The organism is Enterococcus sp. NBRC 3427 (assembly GCF_007996925.1).
Lineage (GTDB): Bacteria > Bacillota > Bacilli > Lactobacillales > Enterococcaceae > Enterococcus_B > Enterococcus_B lactis.
This window is the reverse complement of the sequence record NZ_BJLL01000056.1, coordinates 1-16,717: the sequence shown is the minus strand read 5'-3', so window position 1 is coordinate 16,717 and position 16,717 is coordinate 1. Positions and strand designations below refer to the sequence as shown.

Genomic DNA, 16,717 nt, shown 5'->3' with positions numbered 1-16,717 from the left:
GGAGTTGCTTCTGCTCCCGCCGTTTATACATGTTTAGAGCGTGGGACAAAAGTTTTTCTTTACTTTTGTCCCACGCTCTAAAAAGTTCGGCAGTTTTTTGCCGATGTTCAAGGCACCCTACTTATCGTACGGATATTTTTTAGCGGAAAGTCCGATTCAAGTGGTTTTTATTCAGCTGATATTTATAAGATAAGTGAAAGATCCCAGCAATCAGCAACGTAATCGTATAGGCAATTGAATGATCGAAAAAAGAATAGTAATTGACTCCAGCTAACAGGCATAATGCAACCATGTAGCTGATGTGTAAGCGAGCAACCAAACCTTTTGGACCAATTTTGTCAAAATACTGCGCCCATTTTTCCCGTTGACTCCCTATGCTTCGTTTTTTGAACTGAAAAAAAAGGGATAAAATACCGACTCCTAGAAAAGCAGCGATATTCAGAGAAATAAGGTAAATAAAAAAAATCATTAAAATTTCAAACATATTGACACCTTTCTAATTGGATAGAACCTTTACAGTAAAAAGGCAAAAGGCGTGAATAATGTTTCACACGAAACATTATTCGCGGATTTGTCCATCGCCATAAATGATATATTTTGTGGAAGTCAATTCATTTAAACCCATTGGACCACGGGCATGTAGCTTTTGAGTGGAGATACCGATCTCTGCACCAAAACCAAATACCGATCCGTCTGTAAAACGAGTGGAGGCATTGACATAGACAGCCGCCGCGTCCACTTCATTCAAGAAACGCTGACTAGCCGAATAGCTATCTGTCACGATTGTTTCTGAATGCTTGGTGTTATGTCGGTTGATATGCGCAATTGCTTCACTTAAAGAATCGACTACTTTGACGGCAAGGATATAATCCAGATATTCAGTATCCCAATCTGCCTCTTCTGCTAAAGCAGCTGTCTCTAGATATTCTAACGCACGAGTATCCGCACGTAAAGAGACGCCGTGTTCTACCAGTTCTTTTTCAATGGCTGGTAAGAGAAAGGGTGCGATCTCAGAATGGATCAGTAATGTTTCTGCCGCGTTGCAGACAGAAGGACGGGAAGCTTTTGCATTGACGATGATTTTCACTGCCATAGACAACTGTGCTTCTTTATCGATGTATACGTGATTATTTCCTGTACCTGTTTCAATGATAGGTACCGTTGCTTGTTCTTTGACTCGTTGGATCAATTTTGCTCCGCCTCGAGGGATCAGCACATCTAAGTATTCTGTCAATCGCATCAACTGTTCTGCAGTTTCATGAGAAGTATCATCGACAAACTGGATGGCATAAGGAGATTCGCCAGCACTAAGCAGTACTTGCTGCAATAATTGGACCAGCAATTGGTTCGAGAAGAATGCTTCTTTGCCACCGCGAAGGATAACGGCATTCCCTGATTTGAACGCTAGACTGGCTGCATCAGTCGTGACATTTGGACGAGATTCGTAAATGATACCAATCACGCCGAGGGGCACGCGCTTTTTGCCGATTCTCAATCCGTCGGTGTTCGTCCACATCTCATCTACTTTTCCAATAGGATCGTCTAACGAAGCAATCTTTTCGATCTCTGCAGCCATGGCATTGATTCGTTCAGGCGTCAGCTGCAAGCGGTCTTGCATCGTTTCACTGATATTGTTTTCGACTGCTTTCTCTAAGTCCTTATGATTTGCTTCGATGATCGCCTGTTGATTCTTTTTGATGGTTTTCGCCATTTGAATAAGTAGCTCATTTTTACGGTTTGTAGGCATAAGTGCTAGTTGTTGCGCACTATCTTTTGCCTGTTGCCCTAATTGCATCAAATCAGTCATTTCAAGTCCTCCTTAAATAAAGTACCTACTTCTTTTCCTGCAAGAATATCAAAAATGATTGCCGGATTTTTCCCATTTGCTAAAATCATTGCACTGTTTGCTTCAAATATCCTAGAAGCTGCTTTTAATTTACTTTGCATACCGCCTGTTCCAAAGGTGCTACCTGCACCACCTGCTTGTGCTAGAATCTTTTCATCGATTTTATCGATATAGCGATACATCTGAGCCTCGGGATTTGTAGTCGGATTATCTGAATAAAAACCGTCGATATCAGAAAGAACGATCAAAAGGTCTGCCGCGACAAGTTTTGCCATGATTGCTGACAGCTGATCATTATCGCCAAATTTTGTCAGATGATCTAATTCATCTACTGCGACAGTATCATTTTCGTTTACGATAGGAATCGTATCCATGATCAAAAGCTGTTCCAATGTATTCCTCACATTTTTACGACTTTCAGGGTAATCTACCACGTCTCTTGTCACGAGGATTTGTGCTGTCTGCTGATTATATACACTGAATCTTTGATTATAGATATTCATCAATTCGGATTGACCAACAGCCGCCGCAGCTTGCTGTTCAGGGATCAAAGTCGGACGTTCTGACAAATGTAATTTATGCATACCGACGCCTACAGCTCCCGATGAGACTAGGATCACTTCCTTTCCACGATTTCTAAGATCGGAAAGGACAAAAGCTAACTGATCGATCGCTGCAAGATTGATGTTTCCATTGGGATAGATCAATGTACTTGTTCCTACTTTGACAATAATTCGTTTTGCATTTTTTATTTCTTTACGCATGTGACACCTCAATCAAATATCCACTCATTAATTTCGTTCTATTCTACTTGTTTTGACGAGTAAAGTCATGTAAAAAATAGTTTTTTTGTACAACTTGCAGTTGTTCGGTAAAAGAACGCGTTAATGGTTGACTTTAGGATAGCAGAATTTCTTGAAGAATTTGTAAAGAGAGTCTTTTATAGCCTCGAATATGTTAGAATAGGAGTAGTTTATTTAGGGAGGAAAACCGGTGAGAAAAAGAGGATTTGAAGTTATTTCTAAATATAAAGAGCAAAATATCAATCTACCGCAACGCGCTACACATCATGCTGCTGGCTATGATTTTGAAGCAGCAGAAGAGGTCGTGATTCCAAGTATCTGGAAAGCAGGCTGGAAAAAAGGATTGGAAACCGTCGCAGATGCATTGAAAAAAGACGTATCAGAAAATGAAAAACAGTTAAAACCGATCCTCGTGCCTACTGGGATCAAAGCCTACATGGGAGAAGATGAATTTTTGCAGCTTGCTAACCGTTCAAGCAATCCGTTGAAGCGGTTTTTAGTGTTGACGAACGGCGTGGGTGTGATTGACAGCGATTATTACAATAATGAGGCAAATGAAGGCCATATCATGTTCCAATTCACCAACTTTAGTTTCAAGGATGTAGTGATCAAAAAAGGTGAGCGTATCGGTCAAGGAATCTTCTTGCCATTTTTAAAAGCAGATCAAGATCAAACGACTGTTCAACGTCAAGGCGGATTTGGTTCTTCCAGTAAATAAAACGATAAAGAAATTTAAGCTTGATTTAATGTCTCATGGTTAGAATAAAAGGAGGCGGTACAATGGCAAAAAAATCAAAAGTACAATTTGTTTGCCAAAATTGCGGGTATGTGTCGCCTAAGTTCTTGGGGCGCTGCCCAAATTGCGGAAAATGGAATACGATGGTCGAAGAAATCGAACAAGATACAACAGACCGCAGAACGCGGACAAGTTTGACAGGAGAAAAAGCGAAACCAACAAAAATCGCAGACGTCGTCCCTAAAAAAGAACCTCGGGTCAAAACGAAATTAGAAGAACTGAACCGTGTGCTAGGTGGAGGTGTGGTACCGGGATCCATGGTCTTGATCGGTGGTGATCCAGGTATTGGTAAATCCACTTTGCTATTACAAGTTTCTCAGCAATTAGCAGCCATAGGCGGGAAAGTCTTGTATGTATCCGGCGAAGAAAGCGCAGAACAGATAAAATTACGCGCGGAGCGCCTCGGAAGTATCAACACAGAATTTTATCTATACGCTGAAACAGATATGAATGAAATCAGTCGTGCCATCGAACATATCTCCCCTGATTATGTTATTATTGATTCCATCCAAACGATGACGCAGCCAGACATCACAAGTGTGGCAGGAAGTGTCAGCCAAGTAAGAGAAACCACTGCAGAATTACTCAAAATCGCTAAAACGAATGGGATTGCCATCTTTATCGTCGGTCATGTTACGAAAGAAGGTTCGATCGCCGGTCCAAGAATGTTAGAGCATATGGTGGATACAGTGTTATATTTTGAAGGTGAACAACATCATAGTTTCCGAATTTTACGAGCGGTAAAAAACCGATTTGGCTCAACGAACGAGATTGGGATTTTTGAAATGCATGAGCATGGATTGGAAGAAGTCGCTAACCCTTCACAGATTTTCTTAGAGGAACGCCTAGACGGTGCGACTGGCTCTGCTATCGTTGTGGCAATGGAAGGAACACGTCCAATTTTGGTAGAGATCCAAGCATTAGTCACACCTACTATGTTCGGAAATGCTAAGCGAACGACAACAGGTCTTGATTTCAATCGTGTATCTCTGATCATGGCAGTGCTGGAAAAAAGAGCTGGACTACTTCTTCAGAATCAAGATGCTTACTTAAAAGCTGCAGGTGGGGTAAAATTAAATGAACCAGCGATTGATTTAGCTATCGCTGTCAGTATTGCTTCAAGCTACAAAGAAAAAGGAACACAGCCGACGGAATGTTTCATCGGTGAAATCGGACTGACTGGAGAAATCAGACGTGTCAGTCATATTGAACAACGGGTCAAAGAAGTCCAAAAACTCGGCTTCACAAAAGTTTACCTGCCTAAAAACAATTTAGGCAACTGGGAAGCGCCAAAAGGAATCGAGATCGTTGGAGTAGCAACTTTGGCTGAAACGTTGAAGCGTGTGTTCCGCTAAATAATAAATGATTGTCGAAACGGAGGAAAAACGATGCAAAAACGTGTCATTACGTTGCTGATGATCATTGTCGGCGCAAGCTTGGGTATTTCATTTTTACCCTCAGCTTGGCAGGCAATCGGTCAACAGTCAAATGGGTGGCTGAATAATACATTTACCAACAGCTTGTTAGGCGCACTTATTTTCTTTTTATTATCTTTGCTGTTGGCCAAACATATCTCAGCTATTATCAAACAAGTAGAACAAAAACTAAGCGAGGTCAGTTTGACTTATCTTCTCTTCGGTGCAATCGGTGCGATCATCGGATTGACTTTAGGCGTTGTGATCTCAACCCCTCTTTACAATATGGAAATTCCATTCGTCAATAGTGTATTGCCGATTTTACTGATGATCATCTTAGGTTATTTGGGATTGAGAATGGGAACGACACGAATCGAAGAATGGAAGAAAGTCTTTGGTTCACGAAGTAAAAAAATCGAGCAAGAAACAGCTAGCCAAGTGGAGAGCCAACTGTTAGAACGAAAATCAGGAGAAAATTTCCATAAATATAAAATCTTGGATACAAGCGTGATTATTGATGGTCGGATTTATGATATTACAAAGACTGGGTTCTTAGAAGGAACCTTGATGATCCCTAATTTTGTTCTTTACGAACTACAATACATCGCGGACTCAGGGGATAGTTTGAAACGTGTGCGTGGTCGTCGCGGATTAGATATCCTAAATGCTTTGCAAAAAGAAGAAGGTATATCTGTCGAAATGTACGATGGAGACTTTGAAGATATCAGCGAAGTAGACAGCAAGTTGATCAAATTAGCCAAGCTTTTAGACGGTGTCATCGTAACCAATGACTATAACTTGAATAAAGTCTCTGAATTCCAAAATGTACCTGTTCTTAATATCAATGCGTTGGCAAATGCCGTGAAACCAGTCGTCATTCCTGGCGAAACGATGAATGTTCTAGTAGTAAAAGCTGGGACAGAACGCCAACAAGGGGTAGCCTACCTTGATGACGGCACGATGGTTGTCGTAGAAGATGGACAGCATTATATGAATGAACGTATCGAAGTCGTTGTGACAAGCGCCCTTCAAACAGCTGCTGGACGTATGATCTTTGCTAAACCTGCCCATGCAGGACGAGGAATCGATAATAAAAAAGAGACAGAGAAAAAGACAAAACAATCAAAATAAAAAAGAAATTCAGCCAACTGGTAAGGAAATTCAACCAGTTGGCTTTACTATTTACCTTAGAAAAGGTAAAATTTGTGCTGAGTGGCTTTAAATAAATGATATTTGAGAAGCCGTAACTGACGGAATTTTTACTGTTAGTCAAAGTCTAGTTTGAAAGAAGAGGAAGAAAATGACGAAAGTACGCGTACGCTATGCACCAAGTCCAACTGGGCATCTGCATATTGGAAATGCAAGAACTGCATTATTCAATTATTTGTTTGCCCGCCACAATGATGGAGACTTTATTATTCGTATTGAGGATACTGACCAAAAACGTAATATCGAAGATGGCGAAAAAAGCCAGTTGGAAAACCTTGCTTGGTTGGGAATGGATTGGGATGAATCTCCTGAAAATCCTGGAGAATATGGCCCTTACCGTCAATCTGAACGTAAAGAAATCTATCAACCGCTGATTGATCAGCTGCTTGCTAGCAATCGAGCATACAAATGCTATTGCACAGAAGAAGAATTAGAAGCAGAACGGGAAGCACAACGCGCAAGAGGAGAAATGCCTCATTACGCAGGAACATGTGCAAACTTGACACCTGAAGAACAAGCAGAAAAAGAAGCACAAGGTCTAGAATCTGTTGTACGTTTCCGTGTGCCTCGCAATACAGAATACGCATTTACAGATATGGTAAAAGGCGCTATTTCGTTCGAATCCGATAATATCGGCGGCGACTTTGTCATCCAAAAACGCGATGGTATGCCAACCTATAACTTTGCTGTTGCGGTCGATGATCATTTGATGAAAATCACTCACGTTTTACGTGGAGATGACCATATTGCCAATACACCAAAACAACTGATGATCTATGAAGCATTTGGCTGGACGCCACCAACATTCGGACATATGACGTTGATCATCAACAGTGAAACAGGCAAAAAACTAAGCAAACGTGACGAATCAATCTTACAATTTATCGAACAATATCGCGAATTAGGTTATCTACCAGATGCAATGTTCAACTTTATTGCATTATTGGGCTGGTCACCTGTGGGCGAAGACGAAATCTTCGAACACCAAGAATTGATCAAAATGTTCGATCCAAAACGCCTAAGTAAATCACCCGCAGCTTTCGATGCGAAAAAACTGCAATGGGTAAACAACCATTACATCAAAGCAATGGATCTAGATGCATTTACTGACATGTGTCTGCCTTATCTAATCGCTGATGGACGTGTAGCAGAAAACCCAGATGAAAAGACAATCGAATGGGTGAAGAAGATCGTTAGCCTGTATCAACCTCAAATGAGCTATGCTGCAGAAATCGTTGATCTGTCTACGCTATTTTTCAATGAACATCCTGTATTGAATGAAGCAGCAAAAGAAGTACTTGCTGGTGAAACAGTTCCTACTGTTCTCCACGCATTTAAAGCACAGCTAGAACAAATGGAAGTAGTAGATGCTCCAACTGTAAAAGCTGCCATCAAAGCTGTTCAAAAAGAAACTGGCGTAAAAGGGAAAAATCTTTTCATGCCGATCCGTGTAGCTGTATCAGGACAAATGCATGGACCAGAATTGCCTGAAACGATCGAATTGCTTGGTCGTGAAAAATCATTAGCACATTTAAATCAAGTACTGAACTAAACACGATGAACAGAAAAAAGTAAGCAGCTGATCATTACAAGAGAGATACCGGGTGGTGCAAGGTATCAATGAATGGTTGCCGAAATGCCTCTGGGAGTGGTCTTGGCGAAAACACAGAAAACAGGAAAAACTGTTTTACAGGAAACGAAGTAGCCAAGAACGTATAACAGGCGTTAGCTGTCAGAGATAATCGTTGATTATGAAGAAAAGTGGAACCACGCGGAAAGCGTCTTTTGATAAGGAAACTTATTTAAAAGGCGCTTCTTTTCTTTATAAGAAGCTGTTTTCCTACATAAAATACTTACGAAAGGAGTGGAAAGTCATGAGTTGGTTTGCCCGAGCGATTGATGCAGCAAAGAGAAACGATCCGGCTGCACGTTCGACAGCGGAGATCGTTTTGACCTATCCTGGTTTTCATGCCTTATTTTGGCATCGTTTCTCTCATTTTTTATATCAGCATCGCCTCTTTTTATTGGCGAAGATCAATGCTCAATTTTGGCGTTTCCTGACAGGTGTTGAAATCCATCCAGGAGCAACGATTGGAACAGGTGTGTTCATCGACCATGGAATGGGGATCGTCATTGGCGAAACTGCAGAAATCGAGGATGATGTGATTTTGTTCCATGGCGTAACATTAGGCGGTACGGGAAAAGAAACAGGTAAAAGACACCCAACGGTCAAACAAGGAGCCATGCTCTCTGCGAATGCGCAGATATTAGGACCGGTAACGATCGGAAAAAACGCAAAAATCGGCGCAGGTGCCGTTGTGTTGAAAGATGTTCCAGACGACGCTACAGCGGTAGGAGTACCAGCAAAAGTCGTTCGAATCAAAGGAGAAAAAGTGAGGAGATCAGAATGATAAAAATCTACAATACATTGACCAGAAAAAAAGAAGAATTCATCCCTATACAAAAGGGACATGTCGGTATGTATGTCTGCGGACCGACTGTGTATAATTATATCCATATCGGAAATGCTCGTAGCACCATTGCTTTCGATACGATTCGACGCTATTTTGAATATCGAGGCTATAAAGTCGATTTCGTATCGAATTTCACGGATGTAGACGATAAAATCATCCGTACAGCAAACGAATTAGGCATCACAGCACCAGAAGTCGCTGATCGTTTCATAAGAGCATTTGAAGAAGATACGAAAGCGTTGAATGTCGAGCCTGCTACACTGCATCCAAGAGTCATGGACCATATGCCAGATATTTTAGCATTTATTCAAGTGTTGGTTGAAAAAGGCTATGCTTATGTATCTTCAGGTGATGTGTATTACCGTACCCGTAAATTTGAAAACTATGGGAAATTAAGTGACCAATCCATCGATGAATTGGAAGTCGGCGCAAGTCAGCGTACAGGGGAAGAACAGCAGCAAAAAGAAGACCCATTAGATTTTGCTTTATGGAAACAAGCAAAACCTGGCGAGATTTCTTGGGATTCACCATGGGGCAAAGGACGTCCCGGTTGGCACATCGAATGTTCCGTCATGGCAACAAAACATTTAGGCGAAACCATCGATATCCATGGTGGAGGGCAAGATTTGGAATTTCCTCATCACGAAAATGAAATCGCACAAAGTGAAGCGAAAACAGGGAAAAAATTCGCTAATTACTGGATGCACAATGGCTATGTAACGATTGGCGAAGACGATGAAAAAATGAGTAAATCTCTAGGGAATTTCATCACTGTACATGAAATGATCCAAAACGTTGATCCACAAGTCTTGCGTTTCTTCATGGCGACCACACAATACCGTCGTCCGATCCGTTACAGTGAAACGACGATGAAAGAAGCAGCCACCAATTTACAACGACTGAAGAATACGTTTGACAATTTGAAATTCCGCCAAGAAACTGCCTCAGAGAATTTGGCAGATGATGCGGATAAAATCACTTTGTTAGAAAATTTGGAACAGCGATTCATCGAAGAAATGGATGATGATTTTAATGCAGCAAATGGGATCACAGTGGTCTATGAGCTTGCTAAATGGCTGAACACTTATCTAGACCAGCCGGAAGTTTCTGCCGCTGTCTTGGCACAGGGAGAAGCTTTATTCTCACAATGGCTTTCGATCTTCGGTATTTTATTTACAGCAGAAGAATTATTGGATGAAGAGATTGAACAATTGATCGAAGAACGAAATCAAGCAAGAAGCAATCGTGATTTTGCCCGAAGCGACGAAATCCGTGATTTGTTGAAAGAAAAAGGGATCTTATTAGAAGATACACCCCAAGGAACCCGATGGAGAAGAGAAGCATGAGAGATTACACACAATTGAACGGTTTAGCCTTGGCTTACGTGGGAGATGCGATTTACGAAATCTATGTTCGTGACCACCTGATCGATCAAGGAGAAACAAAACCCAATAAGCTGCATCGTGCGGCAACGAATTATGTTTCTGCGAATGCACAAGCTTTTTTGATTCAGCAAATGTTAGAGGAACATCTTTTGACAGAAGAAGAAGAGCTTTATTATCGCAGAGGAAGAAATGCCAAAAGCCATACGAGTGCAAAAAATGCTGACGTTACGACTTACCGGGTCGCAACAGGGTTCGAAGCACTGATGGGCTATCTGCATTTGACAAAACAAACCGAGCGGATGGAAGAATTGATCCGCTGGTGTATTCAGAAAGTTGGTGAAAAAAATGGGTAAAGAAAGAACAAACAAACATCAATCGAAACGTGGATTTGAAGATAAAAAACAAAATAGATATCCAAATAAAAAGCAAACTGGACGAAATCAGTCAGTTTCTGATCAAAATGAAGAAGCATTAGAAGATAATTTCGTCTTTGGACACCATGCCGCAGTAGAAGCACTACAACAAGGGCGAGGGAATAAACTCTTTCTTCAAGAAGATTCACGAGGAGAAAAAGTAGAAGAACTGAAAGAAATCGCACGTGAGCAAGCTGTACCGGTCAAATGGGTCCCTAAACAAAAATTAGAAACTTTGAGCGATCATGGCGTGCATCAAGGAGTCGTTCTTGCGATTACACCTTATGAATATTTATCCCTTGACCAACTGATTGAACGAACAAAAGAGAAAAAAGAAGACCCCTTCTTTTTGATTTTGGATAGCATCGAAGATCCACACAATTTTGGGTCGATTTTACGGACAGCAGACGCAAGTGGCGTCGATGGTGTGATCATACCAAAACACCGAGCAGTTGGAATCACGCCTATCGTAACAAAGACTTCCACTGGTGCAGTGGAATATGTGCCTGTTGCACGTGTGACGAATTTGGTACAAGCTGTGCAGCAGCTCAAAGAGACAGGATTTTGGGTATTTGGCACAGATATGACCGGCACAAACTTCCAAAAATGGAATGCCAAAGGATCCATTGCTTTAGTTATTGGTAATGAAGGCAAAGGAATGAGTCTAGGATTGAAAAAAGAAATGGATGAATTACTGACGATCCCAATGACTGGGCACGTCCAAAGTTTAAATGCCAGTGTTGCCGCTGGATTGCTGATGTATCAGGCTTTTTCCCAACGTCAGGGGGAGTAGGTCATGAAAAAACAGCTGTTGATTGTAGATGGCTACAACATGATCGGTTCGTGGCCGGAACTGGTCCAGCTTAAAAAGCAGGACAAAATGGCAGATGCAAGAGAAGCTCTTTTGCATCGTTTATCAAATTATGCGAAATATGAAGGACTGGAAGTCATCGTTGTCTTCGATGCTCAATTAGTACCGGGCATCCAGCAAAATTATAGGAAATATCAGTTGGATGTTGTTTTTACGAAAGAAGATGAAACGGCTGACAGTTATATCGAGAGAATCGCTGGGCAGCTGAATGATCGTTTGACACAAGTAACAGTGGCGACAAGCGACCTAGCAGAACAGTGGATGATTTTCTCTCAGGGGGCGTTGCGAACTTCTGCTTATGAATTATATAAAACGATTAAAAAAACGGAAAAAACAATAGCCCAAGAAAATAAAGATATGCATTTTGTTGATTTCCGACGTAATTCTCCGTGGAATGAAGAGCAGTTAAAAAAATTGTCCCAAAAATTGGACGATTTAATGAGAAAAAATAAATAACATATCGTTCTAATCAGTTCGATGAATCATTGATGATAAGATTCCTCCATAAACGAATTTATGGAGGAATTATTTTATGTCTGAGGAGTTATTGCGCGCTGCACGTAATGGTGACGAAGAAGCATTTGCTGCCCTGTATCAAAAATATTTTCCACTCTTACTACGTTTGAAAAACACCTATTATTTAAGAAATTATGTTACTGAGGATTGGGAACAAGAAGCGAGGATCGCTTTATATCAGGCATTGAGAACTTACGAAAAAAGCAAAGGAGTCAGCTTTGGAAGTTATTATAAAAGTATCATAAGCAATCAAATTTATTCTTTATTGAGAAAACAGAACGCGCTGAAGCGCCGTGACCAAAAAGACGAAGTCTCGATCGACCAAAAAATAGAGACAGAAGGACCAGATTTTTTAGCAGAGATCACCTTGCAGGAACCTTTAGCGATTCAGCATCTTTTATTAAAAGAAGCAATCGAAAATTGCGAGATCCGATTTTCAAAAAAAGAAGCACAAATTTTTCATTATTACATGCAAGGGGTTGATTTTGCGGAGATGGCTGAATGTTTGTCAATGGATCACAAGCAAGTGATGAGTGCATATGGAAGGGTAAAACTCAAAATAAAAAAACACTTGAAATTTTATAATGAGGAATAATTTAGAAAAATCTTAATGAGCTTCTTATTTATTTTTATTGCATTTCTTTTTTTTTTATGGTAAACTTGAAAATTTTAAAAATATGTGGTATAGTTGGTAGTAGAGGTGAACTGTATGCCAACAACTTTAGCTTCAATCAAGAAAGATTTAGAAGGTCGTATCGGCAGCCCAATCATGTTGGTTGCTCAGACAGGAAGAAAGCGTCAAACAGAACGCCGCGGCGTTTTAACAGAAACCTATCCTTCAGTATTCGTTGTTGACTTGGATCCTGAAGAAAATTCTTTTGAACGAGTATCTTACAGCTATTCAGATGTACTTACTCGGACAGTTGAGATCGAATTTTTAACTGAAGCAGTTTAAAAAGCAAACGAGCCTGAGATTCGTAAGGTTCGTTTGCTTTTTTGTGTATGAATCGGTATGCTAATAATAAAAAAGTAGGAGGCGTTTACTTAGTGGAATATCAGGTAAAGAAATTTGAAGAATTGTCGACAGCAGAGTTTTATGCAATCGTCAAAGAACGGATTGCAGTCTTTGTTGTGGAGCAGCAGTGTCCTTATCAAGAAGTTGATGACATCGATGGACAAGCTTGGCATACGTATTTCCAAGATACTGATGGGAAGATCCTTGCCTACACGCGGGTATATGAAGAAGCAGAGAGCATCCATTTTGGTCGTGTTCTTGTTCATCAGAATAACCGTAAAGACGGCTTAGGAAGAAAGATTGTCCAAGAAACGATCAACATGATCCAGAAAAAATTTCCAGAAAAACCAATTGTGATCGGTGCACAAGAATATCTACAGGCCTTTTATGAGTCGTTTGGATTCAAGGCAATCTCAGATGTGTATTTGGAAGATGATATTCCGCATATCGACATGAAAAAAGAACAGGTAACAAGTTAAGAATCTAAAAAAAGAAAGCCGATTTTCAGTGTCGGCTTTCTTTTTTTAGATTCTTCATTATTTAGAAGTATCTGAAAGATTTGTTTGCTCTACCGGATGCGTATTGTCTTCTGCCACTTGTTTGGCAAGAAGATCGCGTATGTCACTAAGATAATCTTCTGCGGTAGGTGTTTCTGCCACTTCTTCTTCTGCTTCTTTGGCGCGTAAATTCTTCGCACGGTTTGCCGCTTTGACAACTAAGAATAAGACAAAACCAGTAATCAAGAATGTAATGATAGCACTAATAACGTTACCAAACGCAAATGTGACACCTTTTGTCGGCGACCAGTCAAGAATTGAAAGTGCTCCTTCTAAGTCAGAAGTTCCTGTGATCATAGCGACAATCCAACCAATTAGCGGAGTGATTAATCCTTGCACCACTTGGTTTACGATGCTTGTAAACGCACTCCCGATAACAACACCGACAGCAAGATCCAAGACATCTCCACGCATGATGAACTCTCTGAATTCTTTGATCATGAATGACCCTCCCTTCTTTTGTATGTCTTTAGTATATCGAAAAATAAAAAATAAAAAAAACGATATACGCTTTTAGCAGTCTGTCCCTTTTGATAAAAAACTTCTATGCTATACTATAAAGTGTAACATCATTTAGAAAAATCGGCGAATTGCCTGAACTTATATATTCAAGCAGATGCATAAGTAAAAAAAGCCGATTGTCCTACTAAAAGAGTAAGGGACAATCATCTATGAAAAGGAGCATATAAATATGGTGTATCAATTGGCAGAAGGCGTGAATCTTCATGTCTTACCAACTAAACAATACAAAACGATTCGGATTTTTATCCGTTTTACTGCACGTCTGCAACAAGAAGTCATTACAAAACGTTCACTACTCAGCAGTATGCTGGAAACAAATAGTTTGAATTATCCGGATCAGACAAAGTTAAGTGCGAAACTTGCTGAGCTTTATGGTGCAAGCTTCGGACTATCAGTAAGAAAAAAAGGGAACTTGCATTGGCTAAACGCAGGAATCAGCTTTGTGAACGGCGAATATGTCAATGATCCGAACCTTTTCTCTCAAGCGGTGGATTTTTTAAAAGAGGTTTTATTTTATCCAAATATCAAAAATCAACAGTTTGATCAGTTGACGTTTGACTTGGAAAAGAACAATCTGCGTCTCTATTTGGAAAGTTTGAAGGAAGATAAACAAACTTTTGCTTCCTATGCACTGCAAGAACTTTATTTTGAAAACAGCCCGGAACAAAAAATCCCAAGTTTAGGCGTAGTGGAAGAATTAGACAAGATCACTGCTCGTTCGCTAGCGGCTTACTATCAAGAAATGATGGCAAACGATCAAATTGACATTTTTGTTGTCGGCGATGTTGATCCGGACAAAGCAGCCGAAGCTGTTGGGCAATTACCATTTGAGCCGCGTGAAACAGCACATCCAGACTTGTTTTATACTCAGCCTCAAGTGAATATCGTCAAGGAACGGCAAGTCCGTGAGCCAATCGTTCAAGCAAAGCTGAATCTAGCTTATCAGACAAATGTGTATTATGATGAGCCAGAACGTTTTGCGCTAATGGTCTTCAACGGTTTATTTGGCGGGTTTCCTCACTCCAAACTGTTCATGAACGTGAGAGAGAAAGAAAGTCTAGCTTATTATGCCTCTAGCAGCGTGGATACATTCCGAGGGTTCATGAGTGTCCAGACCGGTATCGATGAAAAAAACCGAAATCAAGTACTTCGCCTGATTCACGAGCAATTAGAAAGCTTGCGAAACGGTGAAATAACAGATTTGGAACTAGCTCAGACAAAAGCGATGCTAAGAAACCAATACCTGCTTTCTCTAGACTCTCCGCAAGCGGCAATCGAAGCTTCTTTTTTGGACAGCTGGCTGCCGGAAACAAAATTATCTGATGAAGAATGGTTGAAACGTATGGAGAGTGTAACGATCAAAGAGATACAACAAGTAGCTGAGCAAATCGAATTGCAAGCAATCTTCTTTTTAGCAGGAGGAAATGCAAATGAATAAAACAGAATATGAGCAAATCAATGAAACACTTTATCATGAAGTACTGCCAAACGGTTTGACCGTGTATTTGTTACCTAAAAACGACTATCACAAGACATATGGTTTGTTCAGTACGAATTATGGTTCGATCGATAACGAATTTATTCCCTATGGTGAAAAAGAAAAAGTGAAAGTCCCAGATGGCATCGCTCATTTCTTAGAACACAAGCTGTTTGAAAAAGAAGACGGTGATGTCTTTCAATTATTTGGACAGCAAGGTGCTTCCGCTAATGCTTTCACGAGTTTCACGAAAACTAGTTACCTGTTCTCTACGACTGATCAGGTAGAAAAGAATCTGACGACCCTGATCGACTTCGTACAAGCACCTTACTTTACAGAAGAAACTGTAAACAAGGAAAAAGGAATCATCGGTCAGGAAATCCAAATGTATGAAGACGACCCTAACTGGCGGATGTTTTTTGGTATACTAAATAACTTGTATCCTACACATCCGTTGCATATCGATATTGCGGGCACGGTTGAAAGTATCGACAAAATCACAGCTCAAGACTTGTATACGTGCTATCGGACGTTTTATCAGCCAAGCAATATGGTTTTATTTGTAGTTGGTAAGATGGAGCCTGAGAAATTGATGAAACTTATTCGGGAAAACCAAGAAGCAAAAAATTTCCCGCCAAAGCAAGAAATTGTACGTTATTTCCCAGAAAACACAAAAGAAATCATCAAACAAAGTGCATTAGAAGCAGCTATTACACGAGATAAATTTGTACTTGGTATTAAAGGATTAGATACATTGCCGCAAGAAGGAACAGAACTACTACGTTATAAAACAGCTATCAATCTGTTGTTCCAAATGATTTTAGGTAATACTTCTCGAAACTATCTAGCTATGTACAACCAAGGAATTATCGATGACAGCTTTGGTTTTGAATTCAGCTTGGATCGTGAATTTCACTTTGCGGACTTCAGCGGAGATACGGATGAACCAGAGAAAGCAGCAGAAAAAGTCAAAGAAATCATTCTTGGATTCGCTGATGATCCTGAAGTGTCAGAAATGAATCTCGATTTGCTGAAGAAGAAAATGCTTGGACAATATTTCCAATCATTGAATTCAATCGAATATATTGCTAATCAATTTACGCAAAGTTTATTTGGTGATCGAACATTATTTGATCTTCCTGAAATCATCGATTCGATTCAAATGAAAGACGTACTGGCAGCTGGAGAAGCATTTATAAGTGAAGAGGCCTTCAGTGAGTTTTATATGAGACCAAAATAAACCAGTGTTTTATGGAGAAAAGTCTTAAATTTCGTTTTAGACTTGTAGCAAGAACCTCCTCCAAAACCAGCTTTTATGGTATTCTTAGATGTGTTGGAAATATTAATGAGAAAATAAAACAAATCATGCTCTCTTTTAATCAACTTATATTAAAATAAAATTAAACGAAGTAATCAAA

Annotated in this window: 18 protein-coding genes and 1 other annotated feature; of the genes, 14 read left to right on the top strand and 4 right to left on the bottom strand. The window is 40.2% G+C overall.

Annotated features, from left to right (window positions below; translation table 11 throughout):
- Window positions 1-139: 139 nt before the first annotated feature.
- From ESP02_RS10805 to proB, 3 genes are all read right to left on the bottom strand, one after another.
- Window positions 140-484, bottom strand: a complete 345-nt coding sequence (locus tag ESP02_RS10805) for a hypothetical protein (RefSeq protein ID WP_002293100.1) — start codon at window positions 482-484, stop codon at window positions 140-142.
- A gap of 75 nt (window positions 485-559) precedes the next feature.
- Window positions 560-1,807, bottom strand: coding sequence for a glutamate-5-semialdehyde dehydrogenase (locus ESP02_RS10800; protein ID WP_002373354.1), 1,248 nt, complete (start codon window positions 1,805-1,807; stop codon window positions 560-562).
- A complete protein-coding gene (gene proB / locus ESP02_RS10795) occupies window positions 1,804-2,610 on the bottom strand; it encodes a glutamate 5-kinase (protein ID WP_010733122.1) in 807 nt (268 codons plus the stop codon). The genes ESP02_RS10800 and proB overlap by 4 nt, the downstream gene beginning before the upstream one ends.
- Window positions 2,611-2,839: 229 nt before the next feature.
- On the opposite strand from proB, the gene ESP02_RS10790 reads away from it, so the two are divergent.
- The 12 genes from ESP02_RS10790 (at window position 2,840) to ESP02_RS10735 (ending at window position 13,222) form a co-directional block, all read left to right on the top strand.
- Window positions 2,840-3,367 (top strand): dUTP diphosphatase, encoded by a 528-nt coding sequence (locus tag ESP02_RS10790; protein WP_002373359.1) that lies wholly within the window; start codon window positions 2,840-2,842, stop codon window positions 3,365-3,367.
- A 62-nt stretch (window positions 3,368-3,429) separates the two neighbouring features.
- A complete protein-coding gene (gene radA / locus ESP02_RS10785; protein WP_002293096.1) occupies window positions 3,430-4,800 on the top strand; it encodes a DNA repair protein RadA in 1,371 nt (456 codons plus the stop codon).
- A gap of 33 nt (window positions 4,801-4,833) precedes the next feature.
- Window positions 4,834-5,991, top strand: coding sequence for a PIN/TRAM domain-containing protein (locus tag ESP02_RS10780; protein WP_002287448.1), 1,158 nt, complete (start codon window positions 4,834-4,836; stop codon window positions 5,989-5,991).
- A 169-nt stretch (window positions 5,992-6,160) separates the two neighbouring features.
- Window positions 6,161-7,621 carry a glutamate--tRNA ligase gene (gene gltX / locus ESP02_RS10775; protein ID WP_002293095.1) on the top strand — a complete coding sequence of 487 codons (1,461 nt, stop codon included), beginning with the start codon at window positions 6,161-6,163 and terminating at the stop codon, window positions 7,619-7,621.
- Window positions 7,618-7,858: a binding site (T-box leader), on the top strand. (Overlaps the previous gene by 4 nt.)
- A gap of 85 nt (window positions 7,859-7,943) precedes the next feature.
- Window positions 7,944-8,480 (top strand): serine O-acetyltransferase EpsC, encoded by a 537-nt coding sequence (gene epsC / locus ESP02_RS10770; protein ID WP_002293094.1) that lies wholly within the window; start codon window positions 7,944-7,946, stop codon window positions 8,478-8,480.
- Window positions 8,477-9,889, top strand: a complete 1,413-nt coding sequence (cysS, locus tag ESP02_RS10765) for a cysteine--tRNA ligase (RefSeq protein ID WP_002373370.1) — start codon at window positions 8,477-8,479, stop codon at window positions 9,887-9,889. Before epsC ends, cysS begins: the two co-directional genes overlap by 4 nt.
- A complete protein-coding gene (locus tag ESP02_RS10760; RefSeq protein WP_002293091.1) occupies window positions 9,886-10,281 on the top strand; it encodes a Mini-ribonuclease 3 in 396 nt (131 codons plus the stop codon). The genes cysS and ESP02_RS10760 overlap by 4 nt, the downstream gene beginning before the upstream one ends.
- Entirely contained in the window at window positions 10,274-11,134 is an 861-nt protein-coding gene (gene rlmB / locus ESP02_RS10755; RefSeq protein WP_002373371.1) for a 23S rRNA (guanosine(2251)-2'-O)-methyltransferase RlmB, read from the top strand. Before ESP02_RS10760 ends, rlmB begins: the two co-directional genes overlap by 8 nt.
- 3 nt (window positions 11,135-11,137) lie before the next feature.
- Window positions 11,138-11,668 carry an NYN domain-containing protein gene (locus tag ESP02_RS10750; RefSeq protein WP_002293089.1) on the top strand — a complete coding sequence of 177 codons (531 nt, stop codon included), beginning with the start codon at window positions 11,138-11,140 and terminating at the stop codon, window positions 11,666-11,668.
- Window positions 11,669-11,744: 76 nt separating this feature from the next.
- Window positions 11,745-12,323 (top strand): sigma-70 family RNA polymerase sigma factor, encoded by a 579-nt coding sequence (locus ESP02_RS10745; RefSeq protein WP_002293088.1) that lies wholly within the window; start codon window positions 11,745-11,747, stop codon window positions 12,321-12,323.
- A 114-nt stretch (window positions 12,324-12,437) separates the two neighbouring features.
- Window positions 12,438-12,683, top strand: coding sequence for a Veg family protein (locus tag ESP02_RS10740; protein WP_002287434.1), 246 nt, complete (start codon window positions 12,438-12,440; stop codon window positions 12,681-12,683).
- A 92-nt stretch (window positions 12,684-12,775) separates the two neighbouring features.
- Entirely contained in the window at window positions 12,776-13,222 is a 447-nt protein-coding gene (locus ESP02_RS10735; protein ID WP_002315876.1) for a GNAT family N-acetyltransferase, read from the top strand.
- Window positions 13,223-13,279: 57 nt separating this feature from the next.
- Here the strand turns inward: ESP02_RS10735 and mscL are convergent, their stop codons facing one another.
- Window positions 13,280-13,741: a large conductance mechanosensitive channel protein MscL gene (gene mscL, locus ESP02_RS10730; RefSeq protein WP_002373373.1), complete on the bottom strand. Its 462-nt coding sequence runs from the start codon at window positions 13,739-13,741 to the stop codon at window positions 13,280-13,282.
- A gap of 250 nt (window positions 13,742-13,991) precedes the next feature.
- On the opposite strand from mscL, the gene yfmF reads away from it, so the two are divergent.
- On the top strand, window positions 13,992-15,260 hold the full coding sequence (gene yfmF, locus ESP02_RS10725) for an EF-P 5-aminopentanol modification-associated protein YfmF (protein ID WP_002373376.1): 1,269 nt from the start codon (window positions 13,992-13,994) through the stop codon (window positions 15,258-15,260).
- Window positions 15,253-16,539, top strand: coding sequence for an EF-P 5-aminopentanol modification-associated protein YfmH (gene yfmH, locus ESP02_RS10720; protein ID WP_038399142.1), 1,287 nt, complete (start codon window positions 15,253-15,255; stop codon window positions 16,537-16,539). The genes yfmF and yfmH overlap by 8 nt, the downstream gene beginning before the upstream one ends.
- Window positions 16,540-16,717 lie beyond the last annotated feature (178 nt).